Origin of the sequence: Streptococcus sp. HMSC072D07 (genome assembly GCF_001814835.1) — a bacterium.
Taxonomy (GTDB): Bacteria; Bacillota; Bacilli; order Lactobacillales; family Streptococcaceae; genus Streptococcus.
The window spans coordinates 1-2,257 of sequence record NZ_KV818048.1 but is presented as its reverse complement, the minus strand read 5'-3'; the positions used below and the strand labels follow the sequence as shown (position 1 = coordinate 2,257).

Genomic DNA, 2,257 nt, shown 5'->3' with positions numbered 1-2,257 from the left:
CAAAATACAGATATGAGCTTGAAGGTAGAATTGCCGGAGTGAGTTAGAAAAAGAGAAGGCGTTTGTCTTCTCTTTTTTAATATTCTTAAACTTTTGCAATCTTTTCTGGACTAGATTTCTAATATGGTATAATGTAAAAAAGTACTTTCTGATTAATGGCTATAAAACTTGATATAGTAAGAGAACTACTCTATCAGTTTAGCTCATATCATTTAGAATTGAGAGGGTCAACTATGTTAACATTAAGTCATGTGATTGAAGATACCTACAATGTTGAGGTGGACTATTATACGCCTCTTACTATTGAATGTTCAAGTTTCCCTTCATATATACGAAAGGCTTACTTCCGTTTAGTAGGCGATAATAGCCTACTTGAGATTGGGATAAATCCAGATTCTTTTCGGTTGGTGAATATTATACTTGTCCAAGTCTCAAATGTGACTTTAATGGATGACATGAGCATTGAAGAAGTGGAAGAGATAGAAGGCATTCCTGTTTTTCGTGATACTATCATGTTTACAAATGGACTACATGATAGGAAACAGTCCTTTGATGTCTTTTTATCTAAAGACTTTTTGAAAATACAGTTGCTTAATCCTAAGGAAACTATGTATCTGACTAATGGGAGAGTAAAATTAGGATTTTCTCAAGATGGAACACTCGTGAGCATCTTGCTCGTAGAACTGACATGTCATGAATATGAAATTTTAAAAAATAGTTTTGAATAGCGCTCCAAAAGTTTATTTCCTTGAGTGCTATAAAACTAGACTTATTTGAATAAGGAGAAAAAATGATTAGAGCAAAATATGGTGAAAATATTGTTGTCGCTTTTAAGTACAAAAATCAGTATTCTTGGTATATTTCTGACTTGGAGCTGTGGTATATTAATTACGAAGAAGCAGGATATAATGTAGAACATATTGATAAAGAGAGATTGCGCTCCCCGTTTTTATTGCCTGAGAATGTCCTTTATTTTTTAGAGGATATGCAAAAATATAGTTGCGACCTTTCAGAGTTAAGGAAAGTCTTTGCTGATGAGTATAAAAGGGATAAACTGAACGCTATTTATGATTTCGCCCCATCTTTATTTGTAGATATGGACAATTTGTTGTTGTGAATATGGTATAATGGAATACGTGGAGAGTTAGTATGCGTAAAGAATTTCTAGTTTATCAAAACAAAGTATACTCTAATTTTGTGAATTATATAAATGACTATATCCTTCTTTCAGAAGATCCGGCAATGTTGAAAGAAGGATATTTCCCCTATAGTTCCTATGTAGATGGTGAAGGAGAAGGTCTATACGGGAAGCTTGTGCCTTATAGTGAGGTTAGTCAGAGGTATTCGGTTTGTGATCGTGTCCTATATAAAGGTCAGGAATTTGCAATGGCTGGTCACAAGCATGGGGATGATGATTTTACAGCACCCGATTCTTATGTGCGAATATTGGTTTCTGATAAAGAATTTTTAAATGAAAACAATATAGCAGATGGTGCGGAATTGATGGATGATAAGTACGGTCTTATCACGTATGCATCAGGAAAAATTCCTGTCAGCGAAGTAACGATTCTACGTCGTAGAAAGGATTTGCCAGTAGACCGAAGGAAGAAAAAATGAAAACAATTTATGTAAGTCAAAAAGATATGTTGGAAATCTGTCAAGATGGTGACAAGTATTTCTTGCGTTATCCAACTTTTAATATTACCATGCCAGAAGTGATTAGAGAAATCCCCAAAGAAGCTGCAGATAGTTATATGTCGGGAGAACATGATGGTGAAGAATTAATTAATTATGCTAATTTCGGATTTTGGAAATCAAAAATTAGTCAAGAAGATGCTAACATACAATTTTTAAGAGATAATCCAGAATTTCTTCTTATTGAAACATATAGAAAGAGACACTATTTCTCCGAAAAAGAATTTGAAGAACTGATACAAAAAGCAATTTCTTCAGAACTAAAACCAACTCAACTTGACGCTATTGGTGTTGTAAATAGTCATTTAGAACTTCTTCTGGTGGATCCAGTTGGCTGGGAGGAAGAGATAGAAGCAGTCCATCTGGAAATTCTGCAAGAAAAAATGAATAATTACATTCACTTCCTCGAAAGTAAGCAGTATGTGGAGCGATATGGTGATCAATTTGACAAAAAAGTCATCCATATCACATTCCAGTATTCTCCATCTGATAATGGATTGGCCTTTCTTGCTGCGGTTCAGAAGACATTGCAAAATACAGATATGAGCTTGAAGGTAGAATT

At 34.2% G+C, this 2,257-nt stretch carries 4 protein-coding genes; all 4 read left to right on the top strand.

The window, feature by feature from the left end:
- Nucleotides 1-233 precede the first annotated feature (233 nt).
- The gene (locus HMPREF2991_RS03340) at nucleotides 234-728 is read left to right on the top strand and encodes a hypothetical protein (RefSeq protein WP_070683553.1); all 495 of its coding nucleotides are present in this window, start codon (nucleotides 234-236) and stop codon (nucleotides 726-728) included.
- A gap of 62 nt (nucleotides 729-790) precedes the next feature.
- Nucleotides 791-1,117: a hypothetical protein gene (locus tag HMPREF2991_RS03335; protein ID WP_257371857.1), complete on the top strand. Its 327-nt coding sequence runs from the start codon at nucleotides 791-793 to the stop codon at nucleotides 1,115-1,117.
- A 32-nt stretch (nucleotides 1,118-1,149) separates the two neighbouring features.
- On the top strand, nucleotides 1,150-1,617 hold the full coding sequence (locus HMPREF2991_RS03330) for a hypothetical protein (protein ID WP_070683551.1): 468 nt from the start codon (nucleotides 1,150-1,152) through the stop codon (nucleotides 1,615-1,617).
- Nucleotides 1,614-2,257 (top strand): DUF6572 domain-containing protein (locus tag HMPREF2991_RS03325; protein WP_070683549.1); only part of this gene is annotated, 644 nt, incomplete at its 3' end. The genes HMPREF2991_RS03330 and HMPREF2991_RS03325, both read left to right, overlap by 4 nt.